The following is a 23762-nucleotide window of genomic DNA, read 5'->3' as shown; positions in this document are numbered from 1 at the left end:
AGTAGGCCACAGAACGATCACGGCCGGTAGCCGCGGCGGCCAGGACGGGCCCGCCGTTCCGCCCCTGGCGACCTCTCCCCTCGCACATCCCCACGCGACCGTCAGTAGCGGCGCGCGCCGCTCAGCGGCATCGAGGAGATCGGCGCGACGGATACCGGCTGACCGGCGGTGGAGGCGTGCACGATGTTGCCGTCGCCCACGTACAGGCCGGAGTGGCCGCCGCCGTAGAACGACACCACGTCGCCCGGCTGCAGATCGTCCGAGGACACCGGCGTACCGGAGTCGAGCTGCGCGTAGCTGGTGCGCGGCAGGTCCACGCCCGCCTGCTGATAGGACCACTGCACGAGGCCGGAGCAGTCGAAGGCGTCCGGACCGGTGGCGCCGTACGAGTAGGGCGTGCCGACCCGGCTCAGCGCCGCGTCGGCGGCGCGCTGGCCGGTCGACGGCCCGGGGGCGGCGGGCGGCGGCGGGGTCACGCCCGGGATCTCGACGCCCGGGGGCAGCACGCCCGGCGGGATGGCGCCCGGAGGAATCTGCGCCAGAACCTCGTTCGGCACATCGAAGCTGCCGACACCCGGAACGGTGACCGGCGCCGCCGACGCGGTCGCGGCGGGCAGCAGCAGCGCGCTGAGGGTGGCAGCTCCGACGGCTCCGGCCGCAACGACCTGTCGCTTGATCGCCATGATGCGTACTCCTCATCTGCCCCACGACGCCGCACCCGGTGGTGCGTCGGACTTCGTGAGGTCTCGAAGAGATTACGAACGCATAACGGCGATTTGTAAAGCGCCGGGCGGCCGGATCAAGTCCCGGAGAAAAATGCCACCCCCCATATGTGCGAGATATATCACACCAATCACAAAAAGATAACACACATCATCTACCAGGGAATACTCGACGTGCAACCCACCCGCCCACCTGGCTTGTTGATCTTGGGTTTACGAAGCATTAATTGGTGGAAATACCACGTCGACCGGACGATTCCGCGCCTTATGCGACCGATCGGTTTTTCCTTCGTGATCGGCCGGCGCCATGGACCCACGCACGAGGACGGCGCCGGCCGGTTATCTTCGAATCGCCGAGGATTGATCCCGATCGGACATGAATGTGATCCCGGTCTCATTTATGAGTACTCCGGCAATTCGGCCGGTGCGGCCGGGCCGATCCGGCCGCGACTCCGGGGGCCGGCGCCACACCGGGTCATCTGTCGGACCCCCGCCCTACGCTGCACGCCGTGCCCTCCGTGTCCGATGCGACGTCCGGGTTCGCGGCCGAACCGGTCGCCCGAGCCGGCTCCGCCCGCCCCGCCCAGCTGGCCTTCGACGATCTCGACACGCCGCTGTTCGACACCACCTTCGTCGTGGTCGACCTGGAGACCACCGGCGGGAGCCCGGATCAGGACGCGATCACCGAGATCGGCGCGGTGAAAGTGCGCGGCGGCGTGGTGCTCGGCGAGTTCGCCACCCTGGTCGACCCGGGCCGCTCGATTCCGCCGCAGGTCGTCCAGATCACCGGGATCACCGCGGCGATGGTGCGCGACGCGCCGCGGATCGAGGCGGTGCTGCCGGGATTCCTGGAGTTCGCCGCGGGTGCGGTCCTGGTCGCCCACAACGCCCGCTTCGACACCGGTTTCCTGAAGGCGGCCGCCGCCCGCTGCGAGCTGGCGTGGCCCGCGTTCCAGGTGCTGTGCACGGTGCGGCTGGCCCGCCGGATCCTGGCGCGCGACGAGACCCCGACCGTGCGGCTCTCGGCGCTGGCCCGACTGCTGGGCACGAGCACCCAGCCGACGCATCGCGCGCTGGACGACGCCCGCGCCACCGTCGACGTGCTGCACGCGCTGATCGAACGGGTCGGCAATCTCGGCGTGCACAGCCTCACCGAACTGGTCGACTATCTGCCCGAGGTGAGCCGCCGGCAGCGGTCCAAGCGGTTCCTGGCCGCCGACCTGCCGACCGCGCCCGGGGTGTATCTGTTCCGCGGCCCGTCCGAGGAGGTGCTCTATGTCGGCACCGCGGTGAATCTGCGCCGCCGGGTGCGCAGCTACTTCACCGGATCCGAGACCCGCACGCGGATGCGGGAAATGGTGGCCCTGGCGACCCGGGTGGACCATGTGCAATGCGCACACGGGCTGGAGGCCGGTGTGCGCGAGTTGCGATTGCTGGTGGCGCACACGCCGCCCTACAACCGGCGTTCGAAGTTTCCCAAGCGGGCGTGGTGGCTCACGTTGTCCGCCGAGTCCTTCCCCCGGTTCGCGATCACCCGCACGCCGACCTGGGACGCGTTGGGCCCGTTCGGTTCTCGCACCGACGCGGCCGAGGTCGCCGCCACCGTCGCCGAGTACTGCGGGCTGCGCACCTGCACCACGCGCATCCCCCGGCACGGGCGGCACGGGGCCGACTGCCCGCCCGCCGCGGTCGGCGGCTGCCCGGCGAGCGCCGACGGACGGCTGCGCGACGCCGACGAATACGCGGTAGCGCCGCGCGCCGCCCGCGACCTGTTCACCGGCCGCAGCGACATACCGCTGCGCACCATCCGCGATCGGATCGACGAGTACGCCACCGAGGAACATTTCGAGGCGGCAGCCCACCTCCGCGATCGTCTGGCCGTGATCGTGCGAGCACTGCGCCGGACCCAGCGGCTGGCGGCCGTAGCCCGCATCGACGAACTGGTGGCCGCCCACCCCGACGGCTCCGGCGGCTGGGAATTCGCGGTGATCCGCTACGGCCGGTTGGCCGCCGCGGGGACGGCCGCTCGTGGCATCGCCCCCATGCCAGTTGTCGACTCCCTCGTAGCCTCCGCCGAAACCGTCCTCCCCACGAAACTGGAGACTGGCACCGGACGGTCGCGGCCCGACCCGTTCGCCGATCGGCGCTACCCCCCGTTACGGGGTGCCTCGGCGGAGGAGACGGCCCTCATCGCACGCTGGCTCGAACAAACCGGCACCCGCATCGTCCGCACCACCGACAGCTACCACGAACCCCGGCTCGGCGCCGGGCCCTGGCTGTCCTGGCTGGACCGCGCCGAATCCGCCACCCGAACGGAATCCTCGGCGCCGGACCGCATCGCACACAACTGACGGTCCGGCGCGCCGGATTCTGCCACGCCCGAGTCGATACGAGTACCACGCGGCCTGGTGCCCACGTCCCGCGGAACCCATGCGCTGACGACAGGTTCGTGCACGTCGGTACGGGCGAGCCGACAGCGGTGTGTCGCGGTGCCACGACGGTGTGAATGCTGCGGGGGTCATTGGCAACGTGCGGCGCGGGCGGCGGTCAGCGCACCGCGACGGGTTCCGGAGCGGCCTCGCCGTCTCGGCTGCCGATGTGTTCGGTCCAGCCCGGAGGGCCGAACACGTAGCCGAGGCGGCCGCGCCAGGTGCGGGCGCCGCGCACGTCGCGCAGCAGCCCGGCCAGTTCGTGGTAGTTGACCCGCAACGGGTTGTCGGTGCCGATGTTCTTGGTCAGGCCGTAGCGGATGGGTTCGGTCTCCGCGGCGAAGCTGCCGAACATCCGGTCCCAGACGATGAGGATGCCGCCGTAGTTCTTATCGATATAAGGCTGGTTCGATCCGTGGTGCACGCGATGGTGTGCCGGGGTGTTGAACAGGAACTCGACCGGCCGCGGCAGGGTGCCGATCCGCTGGGTGTGGATCGGGAACTGATAGACCAGCCCGATGCTCTCCAGCAGGAAGATCATCCACGCGGGCAGCCCGATCAGTGCCGCCGGGACCCACGCGAAGCCGCGCAGCATCGCCGCCACCGGATGCAGCCACGGCAGGCGGATCGCGGTGGACAGATTGAAGTACGTACTGGAGTGATGCACGCTGTGCGACGTCCACAGCAGCCGGACCCGGTGGTCGGCGCGGTGCGCCCAGTAGTAACAGAAGTCGGTGACCACGAGCCCGACGATCCACACCCACCAGCTCGCGGGCGACAGATGCAGCGGCGTCAGCTCGGCCGCGACCACCACCGCCGAGAACGGGACCACGTACTGCAGCAACGGCTTCGCGAGCCGGCCCAGGGCGAACGTGGTCACATTGCCGACGGTGTCGCGGCCCGACCGCTCGTTCCCCGGGCGGTCCGGGTCGCGCCGATACGCGATCCACTCCACGAGCATGAGCACGGCGAATGCCGGTACGGCGAAGACCAGCAGCGTCCCATCCATGACAGCTCTCCTTCACATTCCGCTGATGCACGCCACGTTATGGGCGCTGACCTGGAAAAACATCGCGCCGCAGGGGGATGGCGCCTCCCCCGTGCGGGGGACGCGCGGCGGGTGCGGGCAGGGCATGGTGAGCACATGGCGACACGAATCGGCTGGGTAGACTCGCGCCGGTCCGACGAGGAGGTAGCGGATCGGTGGATGTGAGCACCTCGCTGGCCCGCCAGTCGATCACGGTCGCCGTGGTGGCCGCGGCGATCGACTGCGTGGTGTTCGCGCTGAGCGGGGTCTTCGACACCGCGCCCTGGCAGGCCGCCGTGCTCACGGCCGCCATCGCCGCGGCCGACCTGGCCCTGGCCGCCCCGCCCCGCACGGCCGGTGTGGTCGCCGCCGCACAGGTGGCGCTGCGGCTGCTGGCCGTCCTGGTGCTGCACCGCAACGGCTTTCCCGCCCGTTTCCCGGACGTCGGCTTCCTGGTCGCCGGATATCGCGCCGGGGCCTGGCTGTCCGGGTGGCGATCGCTGTCGACCGTGGCCGTGCTCACCGCCGGTATGGCCGCGGCGCACCTGCTGGTCGACACCGGGGCCGACCGGACTCCCCTGTTGCTGCTCGCCTCCACCGTCTCCGCCGGCGTGGTGCCCTGGCTGGTCGGCCGGTACAACGCCGCGCGCGGCGCCTATATCGCCGACCTGGAACAGCGGGCGCGGCTGCGGGAACAGGAGCAGCGATCGGCCCTCGAACGCGCGGTCGGCGACGAGCGCGCGGCCATCGCCCGGGACCTGCACGACGTGATCTCGCACCACGTCAGCGCGATCGGTATCCACGCGGGCGCGGCCCGGCTGGCACTGACCGGCACCACCGCCCCCGCCGCCGCGCGTTCCCTGTCGGCCGTGGAGGCCGGCAGCCGGGCGGCCATGGTCGACCTGCGCCGGCAGCTCGATCTCCTGCACGGCCGCGAGGACGAGGGGCAGCGCCAGCCCGGCCTGGACGGCGTCGACGAACTCGCCGAACGGATCCGCGCGGCCGGACTGGGCGTGCGCGTCGACATCCGCGGCGCACCGGCGGAACTGCCGCAGTCCCTGAACATCACGCTCTATCGCGTCGCACAGGAACTGCTGACCAACGCCCTGCGGCACGGCGACGGCGGCGACGCCCGGCTGACCGTGCGCCACGAGCCCGACCGGATCGTGGTGGACATGGTGAACACCGTGGCGCCGGAGGAGCCCGCTGCCGACGACACCTCGGTGCACAGCGGCCTGCGCGGTATCCGCGAGCGGGCCGAGTTGTTCGGCGGCACCGCCGAATTCGGCCGGATCCCGGACGAGGACGTCTGGCGCAGCAGCGTCTCCGTGCCGATCGGGGCGGCATGACGGCGCCGCTGCGGGTGCTGGTCGCCGACGATCACACCATGTTCCGCTCCGGCCTGCGCGCCGTGCTCGACAGCCAGGCCGACCTGGACTGCGTCGCCGAGGTCGGCGACGGGCGTTCGGCCGTGGCGGAGACGTTCCGCCTGCGGCCCGATATCGCCATTCTGGACGTGCGGATGCCGAAGCTGGACGGGCTCGCGGCCACCGAGTCCATCGTCGCCGCGGGCGGTACCCACGTGCTGGTGCTCACCACCTACGACAGCGAGGCCAACCTGTATCGCGCCCTGCGGGCCGGCGCCAGCGGCTTCCTCCTGAAGAGCCTGCCGCCGGAGGAACTGGTCACCGCGATCCGGATCGCGTCGCGCGGCGACGCCCTCATCGACCCGTCGATGACCAAGCGCCTGGCCGCGCGCTTCGCCGGCAGCCTGACCGCCCCCGCCGCCCCGCCGGAACTGGCGCTGCTCACCGCCCGCGAACGCGAGGTGCTGCTGCTGGTCGCCGCCGGGCACAGCAACGGCGAGATCGCCGTACACCTGGGCGTCGGCGACGAGACCGTGAAGACCCACGTCTCCCGTGTCCTGGCCAAACTCGGTGTGCGAGACCGCATCCACGCCGTGGTCTACGCGCACCGGCACGGCCTGACCGGCACCCACCCCGCCGCGCAATAGACTCGGCGGCATGATTACCGCGATCGTGCTGATCCACGCCGAGGCCGCCCGCATCCCCGAGACCGCGCAGGCACTGGCCGATCTCGACGGCGTCGCCGAGGTCTACTCGTGCGCGGGCGATGTCGATCTGATCGCGGTGGTACGCGTGCGCGACCACGAGCGGATCGCCGAGGTGGTCACCGGCCGTATCAACAAGACGCCCGGCGTCCTGCGCACCGCCACCCACATCGCCTTCAAGTCGTACTCGCGCGCCGATATCGAGGCGGGGTTCTCCATCGGCGAGTGACGCCCGTCCACCGGGCGCTCCGCCCCGGCGAACGCGACGGGCCCCGAGCCGGATTCGACTCGGGGCCCGCGGCTGTCGCGGCGCGGAGGGCGCGCGAACTCAGTGTCCGTGCTTCGCGAACTCAGTGTCCGTGCTTGTCGCCCTCGCCGCTGGACTGCTCCTGGTATTCGGCCAGGATCTCCAGCTGCTTGTGGTGCTCCTCCTTCTCGTAGGAGGTGAGCTGCTCGGCCTGATCGGCCGGGTCCGAGCGGAGGAACGAGCCCAGACCGGGCTTGCCGGCCCATCCCAGCTTGTTCATCTTCTTCGGCACCGGCGCGCCCTGGTACTCCAGCGGGATCGGGTGGCCGTGCTGGTCGACCGGGCCCAGCGGCTGGTGCACCTCGATGTACTCGCCGTGCGGCAGCCGCTTGATCACGCCGGTCTCGATGCCGTGCTCGAGCACCTGCCGGTCGCTGCGCTGCAGGCCCAGGCACAACCGGTAGGCGAGGAAGTACGCGAGCGGCGGCCCGACCAGCAGGCCGATGCGGAAGAACCACGTCGTCGCGTTCAGCGAGATGTCGAACTTGTAGGCGATGATGTCGTTGACGCACGCCAGGGTCAGCACCAGGTAGAACGTGATCGCCATGGCGCCGATCGCCGTGCGCACCGGCACGTCCCGCGGCCGCTGCAGCAGGTTGTGCCGGGCGTCGTCGCCGGTCAGCCGCTTCTCGATCCACGGGTAGGCGATCAGCACGGTGAACACCAGGCCCATCAGCAGCGCCACCCAGAACACCGCCGGGATGGTGTACCGGCCCAGGTACAGCTCCCACGGCGGCATCAGGCGCGCCATGCCGTCGGTCCACATCATGTAGAAGTCGGGCTGCGAACCCGCCGACACCTGAGAGGGGTTGTAGGGACCCAGGTTCCAGATCGGGTTGATCTGCAGCACGCCGCCCATCAGCGCGACCAGGCCCAGGGTGAACATGAAGAACGCGCCCTGGTCCAGCGCGAACACCGGCACGATGCGGGTGCCCACGACGTTCTTCTCGGTGCGGCCCGGGCCGGGGAACTGGGTGTGCTTCTGGTACCACACCAGCGCCACGTGCGCCGCGATCAGCGCCAGGATGATGCCCGGGAACAGCAGCACGTGCGCGATGTACAGGCGCGGGATGATGATGTCGCCGGGGAAGTCTCCGCCGAACATCAGCCAGTGCATCCAGGTGCCGATCAGCGGGATCGAGATCGTGATGCCCGAGAAGGCGGCCCGCAGGCCGGTCCCCGACAGCAGGTCGTCGGGCAGCGAGTAGCCGAAGAAGCCCTCGAACATCGCCAGGATCAGCAGCAGCGAGCCGATCACCCAGTTCGCCTCGCGCGGCTTGCGGAACGCGCCGGTGAAGAAGATGCGGAACAGGTGGACGATGATCGACGCCGCGAACAGCAGCGCCGCCCAGTGGTGCACCTGCCGCACGAACAGGCCGCCGCGCACCTCGAAGGAGATGTTCAGGGCGGTCTCGAAGGCCCGCGACATGGTGACGCCGCGCAGCGGCTGGTAGGCGCCGTCGTAGACGACCTCGCTCATCGACGGATCGAAGAACAGCGTCAGGTACACACCCGACAGCAGCAGGATGATGAACGAGTACATGGCGATCTCGCCGAGCAGGAACGACCAGTGGGTCGGGAAGACCTTGTTGATCGACCGCTTGACGAACGCCGCCATGTGATAGCGCTCATCCATCTCGTTGGCCTGTGCGGCCGCTTTGCTAGGACTCATGAACGACGCTCCCAGTAAGCCGGACCGAGCGGCTCGATGAAGTCGCCGTTGGCGACCAGGAAGCCCTCGGAGTTGACGGTGATCGGCAGCTGCGGCAGCGCCCGGGCGGCGGGGCCGAAGACCGGCTTACCCCACTCGGTGGCCGAGAACTGCGACTGGTGGCACGGGCACAGGATGCGGTTGGTCTGCTGCTCGAACAGCGAGGTCGGGCAGCCGAGGTGGGTGCAGATCTTCGAGTAGGCGAAGTAGTCGCCGTAGTTGAAGCTCTCCTGCCCCTTGCGCTTGATCGCCTTCTGCGCGTCCTCGGTGCGCAGCCGGATCAGCATGACCGCGTTGCGGATGCCGCGCAGCGACTCCAGCGTCTCGTGCTCGTTGCCGCGCCACTCCTCTTTCCAGGGGAACACGGTCTCCATGCCGCCGGCGTCCAGATCCTCGGGCCGCACCAGCACCACGTCGTCGGGACGGCCGACGTCCTTGCGGATGTAGATGGTCTGACCCGGGTAGTCCGGCGTCCAGCCCGACACCCACAGCGGCGACTTGTCGCCCTTGGCCCACGGGTTCTTGATCATGCCGCCGACGAACATGAACAGCGCGCCGATGCCCAGCACGCCCGCGCCGAGACCCGCGGTGCGGGTGATCATCTTGCGGCGGCCCAGCGTGGAGGTCTCCAGCGCGTCCTGCAGCTCGGCGGCCAGGGTGCGCCGCTCCACCTCGGCGGACCTGCCGTCGTGGCGGTCCTGGATGGAGATCTCCGCCGGGACGAACTTCTTGCGGATCAGCACCACCGCGATGCCGATCGCCAGCACCGCCACGCCCAGCGTGAGGCCGTACAGCGGGGTGGTCAGCGAGTACAGACCGGCGCCGTCCTCGTGCCGGCTCTTGTACTCCCACGGCCAGAACAGGAACACGGCGACCAGGCCGAGCGCCGCGATCGCCGACAGCCCGAACCACAGCGCCACCTGGCGCTCGGCCCGCTTCTCCGCGCGGGTGCCCGGAACCGGCCAGCGCGGGGCACGATAGGCGACGTCGACACCGTCGCGTTTGGTGCCGAGCTCGACCAGCTCGTCCCGCGACATCGCGTCGAGCTGCTCCTCGGTGGGGTTCAACTCGTCCCCCGGCTTGCCGTCGTCGGGCGCGCCCATGTCGTTTCGCTCCTGTTCACTCGTCCCGCGCTCGCTCATGACAGCATCCTTTCGGCCATGACCGCGGGCCCTCCGTGGTTACGCTCCGCTGCCGCCTCCGGGCCTGACGCGATCATGGCAGCATCCTTTCGGCCATGACCGCGGGCCCTCCGTGGTTACGCTCCGCTGCCGCCTCCGGGCCTGACGCGATCATGGCAGCATCCTTTCGGCCATGACCGCGGGCCCTCCGTGGTTACGCTCCGCTGCCGCCTCCGGGCCTGACGCGCTCATGACCGGGAGCCGATCCACATCGCCGAGCCGACCAGAACCACGATGCCCACGACCCAGATGGCCAGGCCCTCGGTGGCGGGGCCGAAGCCGCCCAGGCCGTAGCCGCCCTCGGGGTGGGACTCCGTCCGGTCCTTGACGTAGGCGACGATGTCGCGCTTCTCCTCCGGCGTCAGCTCGCGGTCGGAGAACTTCGGCATGTTCTGCGGACCGCTCAGCATCGCGGCGTAGATCTGCTGCTCGTTGGCCTCGTCGAGCGCCGGCGCGAACTTACCCGACGACAGCGCGCCGCCCTTACCGGTGAAGTTGTGGCAGGAGGCGCAGTTCATCCGGAACAGCTCACCGCCGCGGCCCAGGTCGGCGCCCTCGGTCATCGACTCCTGCTCGACCTCGCCCTTGGCGTCGCGCACCAGCGTCGGTCCGCCGCCGTTGGCCGCGATGTAGGCGCCCAGCGCGTCGGTCTGCCGCTCGTCGAACTTCGGTGGCTTGCGCACGATCTGCGCGCCGTTGGTGGCGGCGGGCATGCGCCCGGTGGACACCTGGAAGTACACGGCGGCCTCGCCGACGCCGATCAGGCTGGGGCCGCGGTCCTGCACGCCCTGCAGGTTGGCGCCGTGACAGGTGACGCAGGAGGTGTCGTAGACCTGCTTACCCTCGCGGATCAGCGCCGACTGGTCCTCGTTCGCCGTCGCGACCTGCGCCTGCGGGGTCAGCGCCGAGGCCGCGAAGCCGGCTCCGGCGAGGCCCATCAGAAGAACCATGCCACCCGCCACCCTGCGGCGCATTCGCCGCTGCTTGCGGATCTTGGCCTGGCTTTCCTGAGCGCTGACGATCCCCGGGCCGTTGGGATCTGGCGCTGACGGGGGAGATGAACTCATCTGTGTCCCTTTGGAGTAGACGGAACCGACTGATGCTGGGGCTGGTGCTTGCCGAAAAGCGTAGGGGTCCTATCGGACGAAGTAGATCGTGGCGAACAGCCCGATCCACACGATGTCGACGAAGTGCCAGTAATAGGAGACGACGATCGCCGCGGTGGCCTGCGCGGGGGTGAACTTACTGATCTTGGTGCGGATCAGCAGCATGATGAACGCGATGAGACCGCCGATGACGTGCAGGCCGTGGAAGCCGGTGGTGATGAAGAACACCGAGCCGTACACGCTGCTCGAGATCGTGGTGCCCTCGCCGTAGAGCGCGTGGTACTCGTATGCCTGGCCGCACACGAAGAACAGGCCCATCAGGAAGGTCACGACGTACCAGCGCCGCAACCCGAACACGTCACCCTTCTCGGCGGCGAATACGCCCATCTGGCAGGTGAACGACGACGCGATCAGCACGGCGGTGACCGGCACGGCCAGCTTCAGGTTCAGCTCGGTCGGTTCCGGCGGCCAGTTGCCGTGCGCCTGGGCACGGGCGACGAAGTACATGGCGAACAAGCCGGCGAAGAACATCAGCTCGCTGGACAGCCAGATGATGGTCCCGACACTGACCATGTTGGGCCGGTTCAGCGAGTGCACACGCTGAGTGATGGCCGATCCTTGGGTGCCTACTGCGGTCGTCACGACGGTTAGTATGACTCGTCGTAGTACGACAGGCGTAGCCGGGTTCGAAACTCGGCACCGCGTGTCGGAAATCGCTCGGCCCGTGCGACTCTCACCGACCCACCGGCGTGTCACACGAACACCCAGCTCGAAGGCGGTAAAGGCCGTATCTCACCGACCCCGTTAGGCTGCTACCGAGCACCTGATGTGCGAAAACCGCGACGGGAGAGATTGATGAGCGCGCGCAGCTGGCCCGAGATCCTCGGGGCCCTCACCGATGGGGTCGATCTGACCGCGGAGGAGGCGGCGTGGGCGATCGACGAGATCTTCTCCGACAACGCCACCCAGGCCCAGATCGCCGCGTTCGGGGTGGCCATGAAGATGAAGGGCCCCACCGCATCGGAGCTCTCCGGCCTGGCGCGGGGCATGCTGGGGCACGCCCGGCGGGTGCCGCTGGAGGTCTCCGCGGTCGACATCGTCGGCACCGGGGGCGACCGCTCGGGCACCGTCAACATCTCGACGATGTCGTCGATCGTGGTGTCGGCCAGCGGGATTCCGGTGGTCAAGCACGGCAACCGGGCGGCCTCGTCGAAGAGCGGCGGCGCCGACGTGCTGGAGGCGCTCGGGGTGCGCATCGCCCTGGGGCCCGACGAGGTGGCGCGGTGCGTGCGCGAGGTGGGCATCGGGTTCTGCTTCGCGCCGCTGTTCCATCCCGCGCTGCGGTTCGCCGGGCCCGCGCGCAAGGAGATCGGCATCCCGACCGTGTTCAACGTGCTCGGTCCGCTCACCAATCCGGCGCAGCCGGGCGCCGGCCTGATCGGCTGCGCCTTCGCCGACCTGCTGCCGGTCATCGCCGGAGCGTTCGCCGAGCGCGGCCACAACGCCCTGGTGGTGCGCGGCAACGACGGGCTCGACGAGATCACCACCGGCGACACCACCGACGCGTGGGTGGTCACCGGCGGCTCGCTGCGCGAGACGACCATCGATCCCGCCCGGATCGGCCTGCCCCGCACGCCGCAGGACGCGCTGCGGGGCGGCGATGCCGAGACGAATGCCGTCGTCGCCCGCAACATGCTGGCCGGGCAGTCCGGACCGGTGCGCGACGCCGTGCTGCTGAACTCGGCCGCCGCCATCGTCGCGCACGAGCTGACGCCCGACGCCGCCGGCAAGGACATCCACGACGCCCTGGGCGCCGGACTGGAGCGGGCCGCACAGGCGGTGGATTCCGGGGCGGCCGCACGGTTGCTGGACCGGTGGGCCGCCTACACCACGGAACTCGGCGGCGCCTGACACCACTCGGCGGCGCCCGGCACAACTCCGCGGCGCCCGGCACACTGCGCGCTTCCGGTGTCCGATTCCCTTCGGACGGCCCATGGTACGCGCCCGGACGCTCCCTCCGACCCGGATGGCGCGTTCGCGCCGAAGCGCGCTGATCGGCTGTGTAGCAGCGTTATTCGAGTGACCATGGAGGCGGCCCGTGTCAGCGCCGGGTTCCCGGCGCGGTTGCTTGGGAGGTCCGACTTGTCTCCGACCGTTCGCTCCAACCGATTTCGCACGATCACCCGCTACGCCGTTCCCCTCCGGCCGCTTTCGCCGGTCGCCGCGTTCCCGGCAATCGCCGGGGCCGCGGTCGTCTCCGCCGCCGCGCTGGGCGTGCTGTTCGCCGCGGCGACGCCCGCCCGCGCCGACGACCCGCCCGATCCCGTTGCGGCGGCACTGAACTCCGCCTCGTTCCCGCTGCCCGGCCTGCCGCTGATCGCGGATCTCGGCTCCGACACCGCCATCGTCGTGCTGGGCTACGGCCTGCAACCGGACGGGCAGATGCAGCCCGAACTCATCGATCGCCTGTCCGCGGCCCACATCCAGGCCGTGCTGACGCCGGCGGCGCCCGTGGTGGTCACGGGCGGCAATCCGGAGGGCGGCGTCACCGAGGCGCAGGTGATGGCGGATTGGCTTGTCGGCCGCGGCATTCCGCCGGACCGCGTGCACCTCGAGGACCGGGCGGAGTCCACGCTGGAGAACGCCGAGTACTCCGCGGCGATGATGGACTCGATCGGCGCGCACAGCGCGGTCCTGGTCACCTCGTCCGATCACATGTACCGGGCGCGCGGAGACTTCGCCGACGCCGGAATCCCCGTGGTGGCGACGCTGACTCCCGACCAGGCGCCGGAATCGGTCCTGCCGTTCGGGCCGCCGCCCTGACGACCCGTCGGATCAGGTGGCCGCGACCGCTCAGGTCAGGTAGCGCACGATGCTCTCGGCGAGGCAGGCCGGCTTCTCGGCGCCCTCCAGTTCGAGGGTGACGGTCCGCTCGGCCTGCACGCCGCCGGGGATGTCGCGCACCGAGTCCAGGGTGGTGCGGGCGCGGATGCGGCCGCCCACCGGGACCGGGGTGATGAAGCGAACCTTGTTGAGGCCGTAGTTGATCCCCATCCGGATGCCGCCCACGGTGGCGGCCCGGTTGGTGAGCGGCACGAGCAGCGACAGCGTGAGGAACCCGTGCGCGATGGTGCGCCCGTAGGGGCCCTCCGCGGCCTTGGCGGGATCGACGTGGATCCACTGGTGGTCATCGGTGGCGTCGGCGAACGTGTCGATGCGATCCTGATCGATCGTCATCCAGTCGCTGACGCCGATCTCGGTGCCCACCGCTGCCCGCAGCGCGTCCAGATCGGCGAAATCGGTCATGGGCGTTGATCTTAGTCGGCCACCGCCACCGCCATCGGACTCCGGCGACAGATCATTTCGGCGCGCGGGGGCGGCCGCCGCCCGAGCACGGGTGGCGCGGGCGCGTCTCGGAGGGCGCCTCCAGGGTGTGCAGGACCCAGTGCCCCTTACCGTTGGTCTTGGCGTAGTAGAGGCTGGTGTCGGCGGCGTCGAGCAGCGATTCCGCGTCGGCCCCGACGATCGGGGTCACCACCGCCCCGATACTCGCCGAGATCCGCAGCGCCCGGCCGTCGACCACGATCGGCTCGGCGAGCGCCGACAGCAACCGGTCCGCGACGATGGTGGCGCGCGACGCGGTGGCCGGCGGCGGGATCAGCGCGACGAATTCGTCGCCGCCGATCCTGGCGACGAGGCAATCGCATTCGCGCACGTAGTCGCGCAGCCGGACGGCGACGGCGGCGAGCGCCTTGTCGCCGATGCCGTGCCCGTAGCGGTCGTTGATGTCCTTGAAGTGGTCCAGGTCGGCGAAGCAGAACGCGGCCCGGTCCTCGTCGTGGGCATTCGCGATCAGTTCGTCGACCCGCTCCAGCAGCAGGCGCCGGTTGGGCAGTCCGGTGAGGGCGTCGTGGCGGGCCTGGCGGTGCAGCTCCTCCTGCCGTTCGTGCAGTTCGGTCACGTCGGCGCCCACGGCCAGCAGGTAGTCGGGCTGCCTGCCGCTGCCGGGCACGTAGGTGATGGCGAACGACATCCAGCCGACGCTGCCGTCGGCGCGCACCAGCCGCCGTTCCAGCCGCACCGTGCCGGATCGGGCCGGTACCAGCTCCTCGTACAGCAGCTTGCGGATGTAACCCCGGTCGTCGGGATGCGCGAAGTCGAAGACCGAGATCCCCCGCAGGGAGCCCACGGGCACGCCGATCATGTCCGCCAGCCCCTTGTTGGCCTCCACCAGCGTGCCCGTGGTGTCGCCGAGCGCGACCGCCACGGCGATGTTGTCGAAGACGATCCGGAACCGCCCGTCGTCACCGCTACGGTCGTGCGATCCGGCCGCCGTCTCCGCGGGGTGACGGTCGAGGCCGGACAGATCGCGCACGCCGGCCTCGTGGCCCTGCCCGATCGCCGCGAGCAGTGCGGCGAAACGGGATCCGGAATCCGGATAGTCGTCGTGGTCGGCGAGCCGGTGCAGCACACGCGCCGACAGCGCCGGCACGCTCGAATCGGTCCAGTGCGCCGCGACCAGGGCCCGGCCCACCTGCGCACCCGCCGCCGCGTCGAAGGGGTCGGTGTGCAGCACGGCCAAGAGGTCGACGATCAGGCCGTGCAGCAGCCGCTGCGCCTGCGCGGCGGGCATGGGCGCCGTCCCCGTGGCCGCCAACGCCTCCCACCACGCTCGCGCCAGTGCCGTCCGCTCCACCTCATCCACCACAACCCCTTCACGTCCTACGCCGCTCGGACCATCCCTCTCCGGCGGCGACCGGTGTTCCTCCGACAACGGAACGTTCCGAACCTACCGTGCGGAACCATCCCGGTTGTCGAAAAAGTCTCTTTCCCGATTCTCCGTGAAGATCGATGCTCCCTTGTAGCGCCGGGTCACGTTCTGCCAAACCCAGGTTGCCTGCACGCAACCGACCAGGTCCACCACGTGCGCCCGCACCTGCGCGGCGAGTGCGGGATCGGGCAGTCCGGCACACCGGTCGTCCACCCGCTCCCGCAGCAGGCGGAACTCGGTGAACCGCTCGCGCACGATCCGCCCGGCCTGCTCGACCGCGCCGGCCAGGGTCTCTCCGGGGGCATTCAGCAGGCAGATCGGGACAAGGTTGAAATCGGCACCGTCGATGATGCACTCCTTCTCGAAGGAGAACATATCGTTCATGAGCGCGCCGATGTCCACCGCCAGCCGCCGCAGCCGAACCAGATCGGCCTTCAGCCCGGCGTCGGCGATCCGCCGCCACGGCAGGTAGTCGTCGCGACCGAATTCGCACAGCGCGACCGCCGGATACATGCCCGACACCCGGGCACGCAGGTCGATGTACTCATCGATGCTCAGCAGCCCCTTGCGGGCGCGCGCGTTCTGATCCCGGATCGCGGTGCGCAGATGGTCGGCCGTCGAGTCCAGGAACCGCTGTAGCCACCGCGGTTCCGCGTCCGCGGCCAGCAGCTTCAGGAACTCGGCCGCGGCGATCTCCGGCGACGTCGGATCCGGCGACATCCGCTGCTTTTCCAGCAGCAGGCACAGGCCGTCCACCGCGATGCCCGCGCCGCGCTGGGCATCGGGTGCGAGATGCCGGAACTTCTCCCGGCCCACGGTGTCGTTGAGCCAGAACAGGATCGCGTTGTACATCCCGATGATCGTCATCCGCTCGGCGGTCACCGCGCCCGGATGCAGATACGGGGTCATGCTGTTGTAGTGCGCCCCGCCGGCCTCCAGCCAGATATCGTGCCTGCGGCAGAACGTCTCGACGGCCGTGCACGCCTCCGCGCCGAACCGGTTCGGCCGGAAGTCCCGGCAATAGTCCACGATGTCGCAGTCCGGCGTGCTGAACAACGCCGCCAGCGACCAGGGCCGCTCCTCCCGCACCAAGCGCTCGTGATCGGACCGCATCGTTTCGAGCGCAGCCTCGATCGCCACCACATACTCACCCGCCATGACGACTTCCTCCCGGCCACACACCGCACAGCCGAACTGCCAATCGCCGTCCATACCGAGTGACCCACACTGTGCCGAGCGCCCACGTTGTGTGGGACCCGGCGTACTCCGATAAACCGGCCTCTTACGGTTGTATTACAGTCGAGGGGGGTTGGCAAACCCGTCACGACGCCCGGAACTGCTCCCTGACCCCGGCTTCGCTCAAACCGTAATCGGCCAGCGAATACCGGTGCGCGGGCCTGCGGTCGCCGGTGCGGCTCTCCTCGTCGAGCGCGGCCATGGCCGCGCGGGCCGCATCGGTGAATTCGATCCCGAAGGCACGATAGATCGATTCGACCGTCCCGAGCGGGTCGGCGCGCAGGTCGGCGAAGTCGATATCGAGGAACTGGGACTCGTCGTAGCGGGCCCGGGCCGCGGTGAACTCGCGCAGGCCGCGCGACCACAGTTCGAGCTGGCTCTCGCCGATCCGGCTGCCGGTGAACGTGTCGGACCAGCCGCGGGTGGCATGCTCGGACAGGCTGCACACCGAGGCGAGCACGGTGGTCGGGTCGCGGTGGGTCTGGATCACCAGCGCGTCCGGGTAGACGGCCATCAGCGCGTCCAGGGCGAACAGGTGGCTGGGGTTCTTCAGGATCCAGCGCCGGTCGTCGCCCAGGCCGATCAGCTGGAGGTTCTTCCGATGGCGCGCGTAGGCGTCGGTCCAGTCCTGGGTGCGCAGCCACTGCGAGTAGGTCGGCAGGTAGGCCAGGCACTCATAAGATACCGATTTCACGGTCTGGCGCAGCAGCTGCCAGCACTCCTCCACCTCGGCGGCGGTCATGTAGTGCAGGCCCATGAATTCCGGATTCTCGACGTGATGCTGCGCGAATCCGGCGTCGAGCTGCCGGAAAACCGGGTTGTCGGACCAGGTTTCGCGCGGCGGGCGGGGCTGCGGGAACTCGGCCAGCCACATCTCCAGCGCCTGATGCCGCGGGTCGGCGGCCAGCAGGCGATGCAGCGCCGTGGTGCCGGTGCGCGGCAGGCCGGTGACGAAAATCGGCCTGGCGACCGGGGTTTCGGCGTGGGCCGGGTTGGCCCGCCAGGACGCCTCGCTCAGCGCGCGGGCGACCAGGGCGCCGCGCAGGAAGTAGCGGTTCATCTTGCTGCCGAGCTCGGTCAGGCCGGCGTCGCGTCGATAGGACTCCAGCAGGACGGCCAGGCCCTCGCGGTAGTCGCCGGAGCCGAAATCGGTGAGGCCGCAGGCCTTCGTCGCCGAGGCGTGCAGATCGTCGACGGTGCCGACGTCGGTGCGTGTGGTCATGGATTCGTTCCTCGAGTCAGGGCGTTCGCGGGTCAGACGTGATATTCGCCGCAGTTCACGTCGAGGGTCTGGCCGGTGACTGCCGACGCCCAGTCGGAGGCCAGGAACACCACGGCGCGGGCGATCTCGTCGGGTTCGGGCAGGCGCTTCAGGTCGCAGCGGTCGGCGGTCTGCTGGTAGACCTGCTCTGCGGGGATGTCGTACTTCTTGGCGATCTCGCCGAAGTACCACTTCAGCTGGCCGCTCCAGATATAACCCGGCGCCACGGTGTTGACCCGGATCCCCTTGTCCCCCAGTTCGGTCGCCAGCGTCTGCGACATGGCGAGCAGGGCGGACTTGGCCGCCTTGTAGCTGCCGTAGCGCGGCTCGGAGTGCCGCAGCACCGAGGAGTTGATCATCACGACCGAACCCTTGGTCTCCGTGAGGGCGTCGGTGAACGCCTGCGTCATCCGCAGGCCGCCCAGCACCGTGACGTCCAGGCTGTCGCGGATCTGCTGGAAGTCGGTGCGGGACAGCGGTTTCATCGATGGGACCGCGAACGCGTTGTTCACCAGGGCGTCGACGCGGCCGAAGGTGTCCAGGGTGCGCCGCACCAGATTCCGCACGGCGTCGTCGTCGGTGATATCGGTGGGCACGCACAGGGTTTCGCCACCGGCGGCCTCGATCTCCGCGGCGACTTCCTTCAACCGGGATTCGGTGCGGGCGGCCAGCACCACCTTCGCGCCGGCGGCGGCGGACTCGGTGCCGATGGAGCGGCCCAGGCCGGGGCCGACGCCGCTCACGACGACCACCTTGCCGGAGAGCAATGCGGTGCTCATGCGGATTCCTTCCGGGCGGGCGACCGCCGAGAGATATTCGTACGGAGGGTGTTTCGGATCCGGCGGACACTCATCCGAGCATCCGTTCCGCGAATCCGCGCTGGCGGGCGGCGATGCGTTCGCGCCATCCCGCCTCGTCGACGGCGTTGTGGCCGTAGTGCGGCAGCAGTTCCCGGACCTTCCCGAACGGCACCCGCTCGATGGCCGGCCCGTCGGCCGCCGTCACCGCGCGATCCGCACGCTGCCAGCGGAACTGCAGGATGCCCTGCGAGCAGCCGGTGGTCTCGATCCAGTTGGCGATGCCCGGATTACGCGCCGAGACCACCATCCGGATCATGCCGTCCGGATCCACCTGGGCCTGCGCGCTGTTGAGGCTGGTCTGGTGGTTGACGTAGTCCAGCGAGATGTACCAGCGGCTGCCGAGCTGGAAACCCTGGTACGGCACATCGGATTTCGGCACGGTGATGAGCAGGGCGTCGTCGTCGGCGAGGTCGAAATGACCGACGGAGGAATACTGGGTGCTCAGGCCGCCCGGGGTGAGCCGGGGTTCGGTGAGGGTGTTCACCGGGAGGTCCAGATAGAACCACTTCGGGAAGTTGAACCAGGTGTGGATGCGCTGCACCAGCATTCGCCCGGCCGCGCGGTACCGCTTGCGCAGCCGGTCGACGTCCGGAATGGCCGGGGCCGTGCCGATGGTGTCGAGGCGCTCGATGCGGATGCTGCCCTTGCGTTCGGCGGTCCAGCCGCCGTACACCTCACGGACGGCCAGCGTCGACGCGCCCTCGCCGAGCACGAAGTAGTTCGGGCCGGGGTTCTCCTTGGGCGGGCCGTATCTCAGCTGATAGCTGCCGTCGGGCGCGATGTCGAGGCGGCGGTCGTCGAAGGCGTCGTCACCGTTGGGCACGTCGGTCGCCGAGTAATCCCCGTTGAGCACCTGGAAACTCAGGTCCACGGTGCTGCCGCGCACGCCGGTGATCAGGTACTCGGCCTCCGGCTCGATATTCGCGTGGTAGTAGAGCGTATCGGGATTGTCCAGGCCCATCTTGGTGTACGGGCCGGTGGAGCTGACGAAGTACGGGTGGCCGGTGCCGTGCGCCCGGGACAGCTGCATGACGGCCTGAATACTGCCGGCCAGATAGTCGTAGCCCTCGGCCAGATCGCGCTCGGTCCGGATGAAATCGGCGGCGGCGATGAGCTTCTCGGCCTCGGCGATGGCTGCTTGCAGGGGCTCGGTCGGCGACCGGTCGTCGGCAGAGGGTGGCATCGGGTTCCTAGCTGTCGGTTCGGGGCTGTCGGTTCGGGGCTGTCGGTTCGGGGCTGTCGGTTCGGAAAAGTGGTGCGGCACAGTCACAGTCGCAGCGCGCTCCGGATGAGCGCGACGACCTCGGCCGGTGTGCCGTGTTCGGGCGTGACGACCAGATCGGCGTGTTCGGGCCGCTCGTACGGTGAGTCGATTCCGGTGAACTCGCGCAGTTCACCCGCGCGGGCCCGGGCGTAGAGGCCCTTCGGGTCGCGCTGCTCGCACAGCTCCAGCGGGGTGTCGACGAAGACCTCGTGGAACGGCAGCTCGCGGTCGCCGTGCACTGCCCGCGCGTGGGCTCGCTGCGCCTCGAAAGGGCTGATGACCGAGACGATCGCGGTCGCCCCGGCATCGGCGAACAACGCGGCGACCTCGGTGACGCGGCGGATGTTCTCGCGGCGGTCGTCGGCGCCGAAACCCAGATCGGCGTTCAGGCCGTGCCGCAGATTGTCGCCGTCCAGCACGTAGGCGGGACGACCCTCCGCCACCAGCTGGCGTTCCAGTTCCACGGCGATCGTGGACTTTCCGGAGCCGGACAGTCCGGTCAGCCAGACCGTCGCACCGGCATGCGGCCGGTCCGCGCGAGCAACCGCCGAGCGCTGCCACACGACGGCGGCTCCGGCCGTGCGGGGCCCGGTGTCGCGGGCGAGGATCATGCCCGCCGCGACCGTCCGGTTGGTCGCCGGGTCGACGAGGATGAAGCTGCCGGTGCGGCGGTTGTCCCGGTACGGATCGAACATCAGCGGCCGGTGGCTGCGCAGCGATACCCGCGCGATGTCGTTGAGCGCCAAGCTCTCCGCGTCCACGACCCGGTGCAGGGTGTTCACATCGAGGCGGTAGTCCAGGCCGGACAGCCGAACCCGGCTGGTCTGGGCGGCCGTGCGCAGTTCGTACTCGTCGCCGGCCCGCAGCACCGCATCGTCGTCGAACCAGCACACCATGGCGTCGAGGTCGCGATCGAGGTGCGGGCGATTTCCCGGGCGCGCCAGCATATCTCCGCGGCCGAGGTCGATATCGTCTTCGAGGGTCAGCGAGACGGCCATGCCGGTGAACGCCTCGTCGACCTTGGTGCCGCCCGGGCCCCAGAGGCGATCGACGCGGGTGGTGCGGCCCGCCGGCAGCACGACCACCTCGTCGCCCGGCCTGAAGATGCCGCCCGCGACGGTGCCTGCGTAACTACGGTGCCCGGTATCGGCCGGGGCGCCCGCCGTACCTCGCGGCCGGATCACGTACTGCACCGGCAGCCGGGCATCGATCAGGTTGCGGTCGGAGGCGATGTGCACGTCCTCGAGGTGGCGCAGCAGCGGCCGTCCGGAGAACCACGGCGTCTGCGGCGACAGATCCACGACATTGTCGCCGTGCAGCGCCGAGACGGGGACGAAGCTCAGGTCGCCGACGGTGAGCTTGGCGGCGAAATCGGCGAACTCCGAACGGATCTCGTCGAATCGCCGTTCGGACCAGTCCACCAGGTCCATCTTGTTCACGCACACCACCAGGTGCGGAACCCCGAGCAGCGCGGCGAGAAAGGCGTGCCGCCGGGTCTGCTCGACCACGCCCTTGCGCGCGTCCACCAGGATCAGCGCCAGATCCGCGGTGGAGGCGCCGGTCACCATGTTCCGGGTGTACTGCACGTGCCCCGGGGTGTCGGCGATGATGAACTTCCGGCGCGGCGTGGCGAAGTAGCGGTAGGCCACGTCGATCGTGATGCCCTGCTCGCGCTCCGCGCGCAGCCCGTCGGTCACCAGCGCCAGATCCGTCGCGGCGTCGCCCCGTTGCACGCTGAATCGTTCGATGGCGGCCAGCTGATCGGCGAACAGGCTCTTGGAGTCGAACAGCAGGCGGCCGATCAGCGTGGACTTGCCGTCGTCGACGCTGCCGGCCGTCGCCAGCCGTAAGATGTTGCGGCTCATCAGAAGTAGCCCTCTCGCTTGCGGTCTTCCATGCCCGACTCGGAGATTCGGTCGTCGGCGCGCGTCGCACCTCGCTCGGTCAGCCGGGTGGCGGCCGTCTCGGCGATCACCGCGGACGGGTCGGCGGCCGCGCTCTCGACGCAGCCCGTGCAGGTGGCGTCGCCGACGGTGCGGAAGCGCACGGTCGCCTCGAACGTCCGCTCGCCGTCGCGGGGTTCCAGGAACCGGTTGGCGGCCAGCAACATTCCGTCGCGCCGCAGCACCGTGCGGCGATGCGAGTAGTACAGCGACGGCAGTTCCACGGCCTCCCGCTCGATGTACTCCCAGATGTCCAGCTCGGTCCAGTTCGACAGCGGGAACACCCGGATGTGCTCGCCCGCACGATGTCTGCCGTTGTACAGGTTCCAGATCTCCGGCCGCTGCGCCCGCGGTTCCCAGGCGCCGAACTCGTCGCGGAAGCTGAACACCCGCTCCTTGGCCCGCGCCTTCTCCTCGTCGCGCCGGGCGCCGCCGAACACCGCGTCGAAGCGATGCTCGCCGATGCCGCGCAGCAGCGTCGGAGTCTGGAGCCGGTTGCGGCTCTCCCCCGGCCGCTCGGTCACCCGACCGGCATCGATATCGTCCTGCACCCGCGCCACCAGCAGCCGGGCCCCGGTCCGCGCCGCGGTCCGGTCCCGGAACTCGATCACCTCGTCGAAGTTGTGCCCCGTGTCGACGTGCAGCAGCGGGAACGGTAGCGGCGCGGGCCAGAACGCCTTGCGCGCCAGCTCCAGCAGCACCGCCGAGTCCTTGCCGCCGGAGAACAGCAGCACCGGACGCTCGAAGGTGGCCGCGACCTCCCGGAAGATGTGCACCGACTCGGCCTCGAGGGCCGCCAGATGCGACAGCTCGTATCCCGTCCGCATCGCTCAGCTCGCTCACCGCACCGAACCGCCACCGGCGGCCGGCGGGTCTGTCGCCGGCGCGCTTGAGGTGTCGAATATTCGACGCTATCGTTCGATATTGTGACATCGAAGATAGGGCGGACCGGGGACCGCGGTCAAGAACCTGTTTCAGAAAACGGCGCGGCGGCCGCCGCGTCGCCGCCCACCCATCGCGTCGTCCAGGTCGTCGAGCTGCTGTCCCGCCGCCCGGCCGACCACCTGCCGCTGGCGCGCATCGTGCGCGACACCGGCTTGTCCCGGGCCACCGCGCACGCCGTCCTCGCCCAGCTCACCGCCGACGGCTGGACCGTGCGCGACGCCGACGGCAACTACGGACTGGGCCTCGGGCTGCTCACCGTGGCCCGGCGCGCGGAGCCGGCCTTCCCGCTGCGGCGGCTGGCGCTGGCTCCGATGCGAGAACTGTCCGCCCGCAACGGCGTTCCGATATTTCTCGCCGAGCGCGACAGCGGGTCCATCCTCATCACCGAGGTCGTCGGCACCCCCTCGGTGCCCTGGATCCGGCAGGGGCGCCGGCTGCCGCTGGCGCCGCCGGTGGCCCGCGAATTCATCGCCTGGGCATCGGGTTCCGAGCGCGAGGACTGGATCGACCGGGCAGACCCGGCCCATCGCGAGCGGCTGGCCGTGGTCCTCGCCGAGGTCCGCACCCGCGGCTACTCGGTCGAACGCCTCACCGACGACTCCGCCCCGATGGTGGAAGCCCTTGCTGCCCTGCGCAACTCTCCCGTCACCGACCCGCTCCGCAACCGCCTCGCCGCCATGATCACCGACCTGATCACGATCGACTACCTGCCCGACGAGCTGGGCGAGGAGAACGCCGTGGTCACCGTGGCCGCGCCGATCTTCCAGGGCGACACCGTCGCCGCCGCCCTGGTCGCCTGCCCCGACACCCGCCTGTCGGCGGCGGCCCTGTCCCGCCTCGGCACCGACCTCCGCATCACCGCCGGCGGCCTCGCACCGATGAACAGCACTGAACCGGACCAGTAGGTTTCGAAGCCGGCGATTCGGCG

At 69.9% G+C, this 23762-nt stretch carries 21 protein-coding genes; 7 read left to right on the top strand and 14 right to left on the bottom strand.

What is annotated here, in order from left to right; genetic code table 11:
* Positions 1 to 101: 101 nt before the first annotated feature.
* A complete protein-coding gene (locus tag D892_RS0124330; RefSeq protein WP_036567441.1) occupies positions 102 to 683 on the bottom strand; it encodes a C40 family peptidase in 582 nt (193 codons plus the stop codon).
* A 626-nt stretch (positions 684 to 1309) separates the two neighbouring features.
* Here D892_RS0124330 and D892_RS0124325 point away from each other — a divergent pair.
* Complete coding sequence (locus D892_RS0124325; protein ID WP_036569739.1) at positions 1310 to 3073, top strand: DEDD exonuclease domain-containing protein; 1764 nt, start codon at positions 1310 to 1312, stop codon at positions 3071 to 3073.
* Positions 3074 to 3269: 196 nt separating this feature from the next.
* On the opposite strand, the gene D892_RS0124320 is transcribed toward D892_RS0124325, so the two are convergent.
* Positions 3270 to 4160, bottom strand: coding sequence for a sterol desaturase family protein (locus tag D892_RS0124320; RefSeq protein ID WP_024803728.1), 891 nt, complete (start codon positions 4158 to 4160; stop codon positions 3270 to 3272).
* A gap of 194 nt (positions 4161 to 4354) precedes the next feature.
* Here D892_RS0124320 and D892_RS0124315 point away from each other — a divergent pair, with 194 nt between their 5' ends.
* Genes D892_RS0124315 through D892_RS0124305 form a run of 3 tightly spaced genes read left to right on the top strand, consistent with a single transcriptional unit; the run spans position 4355 to position 6478 of the window.
* Positions 4355 to 5527 (top strand): sensor histidine kinase, encoded by a 1173-nt coding sequence (locus D892_RS0124315; RefSeq protein WP_024803727.1) that lies wholly within the window; start codon positions 4355 to 4357, stop codon positions 5525 to 5527.
* Complete coding sequence (locus D892_RS0124310; RefSeq protein ID WP_036567440.1) at positions 5524 to 6192, top strand: response regulator transcription factor; 669 nt, start codon at positions 5524 to 5526, stop codon at positions 6190 to 6192. Before D892_RS0124315 ends, D892_RS0124310 begins: the two co-directional genes overlap by 4 nt.
* A 10-nt stretch (positions 6193 to 6202) precedes the next feature.
* On the top strand, positions 6203 to 6478 hold the full coding sequence (locus D892_RS0124305) for an Lrp/AsnC family transcriptional regulator (protein WP_024803725.1): 276 nt from the start codon (positions 6203 to 6205) through the stop codon (positions 6476 to 6478).
* Between the two features lie 121 nt (positions 6479 to 6599).
* On the opposite strand, the gene D892_RS0124300 is transcribed toward D892_RS0124305, so the two are convergent.
* From D892_RS0124300 to D892_RS0124285, 4 genes are all read right to left on the bottom strand, one after another.
* On the bottom strand, positions 6600 to 8228 hold the full coding sequence (locus tag D892_RS0124300; protein WP_024803724.1) for a cytochrome bc complex cytochrome b subunit: 1629 nt from the start codon (positions 8226 to 8228) through the stop codon (positions 6600 to 6602).
* A complete protein-coding gene (locus D892_RS0124295; protein ID WP_024803723.1) occupies positions 8225 to 9370 on the bottom strand; it encodes a ubiquinol-cytochrome c reductase iron-sulfur subunit in 1146 nt (381 codons plus the stop codon). The genes D892_RS0124300 and D892_RS0124295 overlap by 4 nt, the downstream gene beginning before the upstream one ends.
* 266 nt (positions 9371 to 9636) lie before the next feature.
* The gene (locus D892_RS0124290) at positions 9637 to 10515 is read right to left on the bottom strand and encodes a cytochrome c (RefSeq protein ID WP_051499156.1); all 879 of its coding nucleotides are present in this window, start codon (positions 10513 to 10515) and stop codon (positions 9637 to 9639) included.
* A gap of 69 nt (positions 10516 to 10584) precedes the next feature.
* Entirely contained in the window at positions 10585 to 11196 is a 612-nt protein-coding gene (locus tag D892_RS0124285) for a heme-copper oxidase subunit III (RefSeq protein WP_024803721.1), read from the bottom strand.
* 213 nt (positions 11197 to 11409) lie between these two features.
* Between D892_RS0124285 and trpD the strand changes: the two genes are divergently transcribed.
* Together trpD and D892_RS43965 are read left to right on the top strand one after the other, a co-directional pair.
* Positions 11410 to 12465, top strand: coding sequence for an anthranilate phosphoribosyltransferase (gene trpD, locus D892_RS0124280; protein WP_024803720.1), 1056 nt, complete (start codon positions 11410 to 11412; stop codon positions 12463 to 12465).
* A gap of 231 nt (positions 12466 to 12696) precedes the next feature.
* Positions 12697 to 13377, top strand: a complete 681-nt coding sequence (locus D892_RS43965) for a YdcF family protein (RefSeq protein WP_232236155.1) — start codon at positions 12697 to 12699, stop codon at positions 13375 to 13377.
* Between the two features lie 30 nt (positions 13378 to 13407).
* Here the strand turns inward: D892_RS43965 and D892_RS0124270 are convergent, their stop codons facing one another.
* The 8 genes from D892_RS0124270 to cysD form a co-directional block, all read right to left on the bottom strand.
* On the bottom strand, positions 13408 to 13860 hold the full coding sequence (locus D892_RS0124270) for a MaoC family dehydratase (RefSeq protein WP_024803718.1): 453 nt from the start codon (positions 13858 to 13860) through the stop codon (positions 13408 to 13410).
* A gap of 52 nt (positions 13861 to 13912) precedes the next feature.
* Positions 13913 to 15259: a sensor domain-containing diguanylate cyclase gene (locus D892_RS0124265; protein WP_051499864.1), complete on the bottom strand. Its 1347-nt coding sequence runs from the start codon at positions 15257 to 15259 to the stop codon at positions 13913 to 13915.
* A gap of 84 nt (positions 15260 to 15343) precedes the next feature.
* Positions 15344 to 16483 (bottom strand): terpene synthase family protein, encoded by a 1140-nt coding sequence (locus tag D892_RS0124260; protein ID WP_036569724.1) that lies wholly within the window; start codon positions 16481 to 16483, stop codon positions 15344 to 15346.
* Positions 16484 to 16646: 163 nt separating this feature from the next.
* Entirely contained in the window at positions 16647 to 17783 is a 1137-nt protein-coding gene (locus D892_RS0124255) for a sulfotransferase (protein ID WP_024803715.1), read from the bottom strand.
* Positions 17784 to 17815: 32 nt separating this feature from the next.
* A complete protein-coding gene (locus tag D892_RS0124250) occupies positions 17816 to 18601 on the bottom strand; it encodes an SDR family oxidoreductase (RefSeq protein ID WP_024803714.1) in 786 nt (261 codons plus the stop codon).
* Positions 18602 to 18671: 70 nt separating this feature from the next.
* Positions 18672 to 19865, bottom strand: coding sequence for a hypothetical protein (locus D892_RS0124245; protein WP_024803713.1), 1194 nt, complete (start codon positions 19863 to 19865; stop codon positions 18672 to 18674).
* An 83-nt stretch (positions 19866 to 19948) separates the two neighbouring features.
* Positions 19949 to 21811 carry an adenylyl-sulfate kinase gene (gene cysC / locus D892_RS0124240; RefSeq protein WP_024803712.1) on the bottom strand — a complete coding sequence of 621 codons (1863 nt, stop codon included), beginning with the start codon at positions 21809 to 21811 and terminating at the stop codon, positions 19949 to 19951.
* Entirely contained in the window at positions 21811 to 22716 is a 906-nt protein-coding gene (gene cysD / locus D892_RS0124235) for a sulfate adenylyltransferase subunit CysD (protein ID WP_024803711.1), read from the bottom strand. The genes cysC and cysD overlap by 1 nt, the downstream gene beginning before the upstream one ends.
* A gap of 99 nt (positions 22717 to 22815) precedes the next feature.
* On the opposite strand from cysD, the gene D892_RS0124230 reads away from it, so the two are divergent.
* Positions 22816 to 23739, top strand: coding sequence for a helix-turn-helix domain-containing protein (locus tag D892_RS0124230; protein ID WP_024803710.1), 924 nt, complete (start codon positions 22816 to 22818; stop codon positions 23737 to 23739).
* Positions 23740 to 23762 lie beyond the last annotated feature (23 nt).

This window comes from Nocardia sp. BMG51109 (assembly GCF_000526215.1).
Lineage (GTDB): Bacteria > Actinomycetota > Actinomycetes > Mycobacteriales > Mycobacteriaceae > Nocardia.
Note: the sequence above shows the minus strand (reverse complement) of the source record. Positions and strands in the feature narration are given on the sequence as shown.